Origin of the sequence: Seminibacterium arietis (genome assembly GCF_042675725.1) — a bacterium.
GTDB classification, from domain to species: Bacteria; Pseudomonadota; Gammaproteobacteria; order Enterobacterales; family Pasteurellaceae; genus Seminibacterium; species Seminibacterium arietis.
Map to the genome: position 1 here is coordinate 1 of NZ_JBHTJN010000024.1, position 6,332 is coordinate 6,332.

Here is a 6,332-nt window from a genome sequence, read left to right on the forward strand (position 1 = left end):
TACTGTGGGAGCGGGTGTTGTAGCTAGAATTATTAAGTAATTTTAGATAGACGATACTGAAATAATTATAGAGAGGGTACTTTAGGTACCCTTTTTTTTAAGCTGATAAAATCACCGCACTTAGGAGATCTTATATTGCTATTTTATGATTATTGATTCGTATATAAAAATAACTTTTATAGCTTATCTACTATAAAAATATTTGCTATTTCCCATTAAAAATACGGTAAAATAATAAATATCTTATCTTTCTTTATATTCTAAGGAGAATACATATGGCAAATAATAGAGAGCTTGCGAATGCGATACGTTTTTTAAGTATAGATGCAGTGCAAAAAGCAAAATCAGGTCATCCAGGTGCACCAATGGGAATGGCTGATATTGCAGAAGTATTATGGCGTAATTTTTTAAAACATAATCCTAATAATCCAAATTGGCCAGATCGTGACAGATTCGTACTTTCTAATGGACATGGCTCAATGCTTATTTATAGTTTATTACATTTAACAGGTTACGATCTTTCAATTAGTGATTTACAGCAATTCCGTCAACTTCACTCAAAAACGCCAGGACACCCTGAATATGGCTATGCTCCAGGAGTAGAAACTACAACTGGTCCTTTAGGTCAAGGTATCACTAATGCGGTTGGTATGGCAATTGCAGAGAAAACTCTTGCAGGACAATTTAATCGAGATGGCCACAATATTATTGATCACTATACTTATGTATTTTTAGGTGACGGCTGTTTAATGGAAGGTATTTCTCACGAAGCTTGCTCACTTGCTGGAACACTAGGCTTAGGAAAATTAATAGCATTTTATGATGATAATAATATTTCTATTGATGGTCATGTTGATGGATGGTTTACAGATAATACTCAGCAACGTTTTGAGGCGTATGGATGGCAAGTTATTCCCGCAATTGATGGACATGATTCAGAACAAATAGCAAGTGCGGTTAAAAAAGCACAAGAAGAAAAAAATAAACCTACTCTGATTATTTGTAAAACAATTATTGGCTTTGGTTCTCCAAACAAAGCGAACTCTCATGATAGTCATGGTGCTCCACTGGGTGATGAAGAGATTGCGTTAACTCGCGAAGCGTTAAATTGGAACTATGCACCATTTGAAATTCCAACTCATATTTACCAAGAATGGGACGCCAGAGAGAAAGGTCAAATAGCAGAAGATGCGTGGAATCAAAAGTTTATAGCTTATGAGAAAGCTTATCCTGAATTAAGTGCAGAATTAAAACGTCGTTTAGCTGGCGAATTACCAACAAATTGGGAAAAAGAATCTCAAGCTTTTTTAGAAAAATTACAAGCAAATCCTGCCACTATAGCCAGTCGTAAAGCATCACAAAATGCGATTGAAGCTTATGCCCATATTTTACCCGAATTTTTAGGTGGTTCAGCAGATTTAGCTAGTTCAAATTTAACTCTTTGGTCAGGCTCGAAGCCTATTCGTTCTGATAAAAATGTGGATGGTAATTATATAAATTATGGAGTGCGTGAATTTGGCATGTCGGCAATAATGAACGGTATCGCACTCCATGGTGGATTTATACCTTATGGAGCAACTTTCCTAATGTTCATGGAATATGCTCATAATGCAATACGTATGGCTGCATTAATGAAACAGCGTACTTTATTTGTTTATACTCATGATTCTATTGGTTTAGGAGAAGATGGACCAACCCATCAACCAGTTGAGCAGACTAGTGCCTTACGTCTAATTCCAAATTTAGATACTTGGAGACCTTGTGATCAAGTAGAATCAGCCGCAGCATGGAAAATGGCTATTGAAAGAAATGATGGACCAAGTGCGTTAATTTTTACTCGTCAAAATTTAACTCAAATGAACCGCACTTCAGAGCAATTATCTAACATAATGCGTGGTGGCTATATATTGCAAGACTGTGAAAGTACCCCAGAATTAATTTTAATTGCAACTGGTTCAGAAGTTGAATTAGCCGTAAAAGCAGCAGAGCAACTCTGTTCGGAAGGAATAAAAGTGAGAGTAGTTTCTATGCCATCAACTAATGTATTTGACAAGCAGGACCTCTGTTATCGTGATTCAGTATTACCAGCCTCAGTGAAGAAAAGGATAGCTATAGAAGCTGGTATTGCAGATTTTTGGTTCAAGTATATTGGATTTGAAGGTCGAATTATAGGTATGAATAGCTTTGGTGAATCTGCACCAGCCAATCAATTATTTGAATTATTTGGATTTACAGTTGATAACATAGTTCGTAAAGCAAAAGAAATTTTGTAATTTTTGAAAAGTTAGCTCCCCAGGTTATAGCTTGGGGAGTTTTTATGTTTCGTAATTTTCCTGTTACTTTCTAGCTGTCATATTGTAATTATGACGTATATTAAAATCAAAAAAGCAATACAAAATAAATAAAGCCTTGCTAAAATGCAAGGCTTTATTCTTTTCAAGAAATAATCTATCAATTATAACTTATAGAGATGATTGATCTACAGCAACACCTGCACCTTGGGTAGTTGAAAGGGTTACTTTCTTAATAAAAATACCTTTAGATGTAGATGGTTTTGCTTTGTTTAAAGCAACTAACAAAGCTTGTAGATTTTCTTTCAATTGTGCTTCAGAAAAGCTCACTTTACCAATTGTAGTATGGATGATACCATTTTTATCGTTACGGTAACGAACCTGACCTGATTTTGCATTTTTCACAGCTTCAGCAACGTTAGGTGTTACAGTACCTACTTTTGGATTTGGCATTAGGCCACGTGGTCCTAAAATTTGCCCCAACTGACCAACAACACGCATAGCGTCTGGAGATGCAATAACAACATCAAAATTCATTTCACCTTTTTTGATTTGTTCAGCAAGATCTTCCATTCCTACTAAATCTGCACCAGCTTCTTTTGCCGCTTCAGCATTTGCACCTTGAGTAAATACAGCGACTCGTACACTGCGACCTGTTCCATGTGGCAACACAGTCGCGCCACGTACATTTTGATCTGATTTACGTGGATCAATCCCCAAATTTACTGCGACATCAACACTTTCTACAAATTTTGCTGTAGCAAATTGCTTTAAAAGTACAATGGCATCGTCAATAGGGTAAAATCTATTAGAGTCAACACCTGCTTTAATTGCTTTCATACGTTTAGTTATTTTAGCCATTGATTAATCCTCCACAACCAAACCCATTGAACGAGCTGTACCTTCAATAGATTTCATTTTAGTTTCAACAGTTGCACCTGTCATATCAGCGGCTTTAGTTTCAGCAATCTCACGAATTTGTGCTCTAGTCACTTTACCTACTTTATCTTTATTAGGTTTACCTGAACCAGATTTGATTCCTGCCGCTTTTTTCAACAGCACTGCTGCAGGTGGAGTTTTTGTCACAAAAGTAAAAGAGCGGTCAGCATATACAGTAATTACAACTGGGATTGGAAGACCTTTCTCTAAACTTTCTGTACGAGCATTAAATGCTTTACAAAATTCCATAATATTTACACCTTGTTGACCTAACGCAGGACCAACAGGTGGTGATGGGTTAGCCATACCAGCTGCAACTTGCAACTTGACATAAGCTTGTACTTTTTTTGCCATTTTAGTTTCCTTAATTGTGGGTAATAACGCTAATAAATTAGCTTCCCAATTATTTTAGTAAAAACACGAGTTAGATACTCGTTGTAATAAGTCGCATATTTTAACGTTATTATGACTACTTTTCAAGCGTAAGTTCATATTTAAATCGATATTGTAAGCTTGAGTATTTATCAAATAGGAATAAAGTCTTATGTAATAAATAGTAATCTAACTAAATAGATTCTATAAAAAACACCAAATAAAATTTGGTGTTTTTTAATAAGTGATTACAAGTTAGTTATTCTGTTTCTCTACTTGAGCAAACTCCAACTCAACAGGTGTCGCTCGACCAAAAATAGATACAGATACTTTCAAACGACCTTTTTCATAATCGACTTCTTCCACAATACCATTAAAGTCTGCAAAAGGCCCCTCTTTCACTCGAACTTCTTCTCCAGGAGAAAAAACTGTTCTTGGTTTTGGCTTATCAGAATTTTGCTCTAAACGATTTAAAATAATGTCAGCTTCACGATTACTAATCGGTGCTGGCTTATCTGGGGTGCCACCGATAAATCCCATTACTCGAGGAACACTACGTACTAATTGCCATGTATAGTCATTCATTTCCATTTGTACTAACACATATCCAGGGAAATATTTTCGCTCGCTTTTACGACGTTTGCCACCGACATTTTCTACGACTTCTTCTGTTGGCACTAATACTTCACCGAATTGATCTTCCATTTGGTTTAATTTTATATATTCACGTAAGGTTGCTGCGACACGCCCCTCAAAACCAGAGAATGCTTGCAATACATACCAGTGCTTTTTAGCGATATTTTCTGCCATGTTATAACCTCAAATTTGTTAGAAAACCAATTATGGACACAATAATAGAATCTAATCCCCATAAAATTAACGATACAACCACAGTAACACCAATAACGATTAAAGTGGTTTGCATTGCCTCTGGACGAGTAGGCCACACAATTTTTCGCAATTCTGCTCTAGAATCTTTCAAAAAAACTAACGCTTTAGATCCTTGATTAGTAGTTGATGCAATTCCAAACGCAATCAGCAACAAAACAACAACACCAACAACACGTATAGGTAAAACGAATTTTTCAACAAAGTAAATATTCCCAAACGCAGCGATGCAAATTATAACAATTGAAAGTAGCCACAACGATCGGTTTACAATTTTTGATTTGGAACTTTCTGTAAGTTCAGAAGTATTTTTCTTTTTTTCAATATCTAACGACATATCATCTAATCCATTACTAACTCTTAACTGGGATTTTATCTTAAACTGCTATTATAACATTTTATCCCTCTATTTCCTACTTGTAATCACAAAAATTACGGAGTCAAAGTTTTAAAAATATGCAGATTAAAATACTTCTGAAATACTATGCAAAATAGTGCAATCCTAGTTTAAAACTCCTTTTTTATCAATAAAGAGGTAGAATTTGTTTGCTTGAGTATCATTAAAATTACTATCACTTGCAAAAATTAAAGTTTTTTGACCATTAATTTTAGGACCAAATGTTATTGCTTCAATACAGTCTGGATTCTCTTTCATTACTTTATTGAAATCAATAAATAGTTCTTTTTTAGCTGTAACAGGTTTTTTATCTAATTCATCAATTGCTACAACATTCTTGATATTCGTAGCATTTGAAAGATCAACATAAAAAACTTTAATTTTATTCTCCCAGTCTTTTTCATTCAACTGGATACCCGCCCTTTCAATAATAAGTAGTTTATTTTCATTTAATGCCAAAACTTCAGATACGCCATTATCCGATTTATCATTTTCTTTAATTTCTTTTTTTGGAATAGGACCTATCTCATACAAAAACTCACCATCAAGAACCAGTTCTTTAGCCTTTTTATCCCATTTATATCTTAGAATTCGACTCAAACTTCCTTTTTTAGCGGAATTAATTTCACCATCTTGTTTTAATGTATTTTCAAAAGCTAAAAAGAGATAGTTTTTATCTGGCGTCATAGATAAGCCTTCAGCTCCTAAATTAAAACGGTGACCTTCATTATCTTTGACTTTGTAGTAATCTGGAATAACATGATCAAAGTTTTTAATATACTTTCCGTTAATATTGCTCAGCCGTAAAATATTCCCTCTTTCAGAAGTATAAAAGAACGATTTATTATCCAAAAGGGCAATCCCCTCGGCATCTAAGCTTTCGGATGGATCTTGAATATAGATTACATTGTCAATTTTAAAGTTATTGATTCCTTTCTCTGATAAATCCATTTTAATTTTATATACTCTCGTTTTTTCTTTATCATCAGAAATACCGTAGAACACTTCTGTTTTATTATCAAAATAAAGGCTTGAGATACCTCCAAATAAATCATTATTGAATTTATGATTCCATTCTAGAGTGTGTTGTCCAGCAAAATCAATTTTATTAGGAGTTGAAACAGTGCTATTTACTGAACAAGATGCACATGAAAGACAAGTAAATAATGTAAGGGTTAAAGAAGAGATTTTCATGATAAGGATTCCATAATTAGAGATAGTTTTTGACAGATTATTATTCTAGAGAATAATAAAAACGTAATCATTCTATATCTCAATCTTTAATATTGTCAATATATTCTGTAACTAGCAAAAATGCCTCCTAAGTGCGGTGATTTTATCAGCTTAAAAAAAAGGGTACCTAAAGTACCCTCTCTATAATTATTTCAGTATCGTCTATCTAAAATTACTTAATAATTCTAGCTACAACACCCGCTCCCACAGTA

The 6,332-nt window shown here is 34.2% G+C and carries 6 protein-coding genes; 1 reads left to right on the forward strand and 5 read right to left on the reverse strand.

Annotated elements, in window-relative coordinates; genetic code table 11:
* Positions 1–269 precede the first annotated feature (269 nt).
* Positions 270–2,273 carry a transketolase gene (tkt, locus tag ACFQ02_RS08250; RefSeq protein WP_380821656.1) on the forward strand — a complete coding sequence of 668 codons (2,004 nt, stop codon included), beginning with the start codon at positions 270–272 and terminating at the stop codon, positions 2,271–2,273.
* Between the two features lie 189 nt (positions 2,274–2,462).
* On the opposite strand, the gene rplA is transcribed toward tkt, so the two are convergent.
* From rplA to ACFQ02_RS08275, 5 genes are all read right to left on the reverse strand, one after another.
* Entirely contained in the window at positions 2,463–3,152 is a 690-nt protein-coding gene (gene rplA, locus ACFQ02_RS08255) for a 50S ribosomal protein L1 (protein WP_380821641.1), read from the reverse strand.
* A 3-nt stretch (positions 3,153–3,155) separates the two neighbouring features.
* Positions 3,156–3,584: a 50S ribosomal protein L11 gene (gene rplK / locus ACFQ02_RS08260; protein WP_380821644.1), complete on the reverse strand. Its 429-nt coding sequence runs from the start codon at positions 3,582–3,584 to the stop codon at positions 3,156–3,158.
* 273 nt (positions 3,585–3,857) lie between these two features.
* A complete protein-coding gene (nusG, locus tag ACFQ02_RS08265; protein ID WP_380821647.1) occupies positions 3,858–4,412 on the reverse strand; it encodes a transcription termination/antitermination protein NusG in 555 nt (184 codons plus the stop codon).
* Position 4,413: 1 nt separating this feature from the next.
* Positions 4,414–4,827: a preprotein translocase subunit SecE gene (gene secE / locus ACFQ02_RS08270; RefSeq protein WP_380821650.1), complete on the reverse strand. Its 414-nt coding sequence runs from the start codon at positions 4,825–4,827 to the stop codon at positions 4,414–4,416.
* 165 nt (positions 4,828–4,992) lie between these two features.
* Positions 4,993–6,081 carry an esterase-like activity of phytase family protein gene (locus ACFQ02_RS08275; protein WP_380821653.1) on the reverse strand — a complete coding sequence of 363 codons (1,089 nt, stop codon included), beginning with the start codon at positions 6,079–6,081 and terminating at the stop codon, positions 4,993–4,995.
* Positions 6,082–6,332 lie beyond the last annotated feature (251 nt).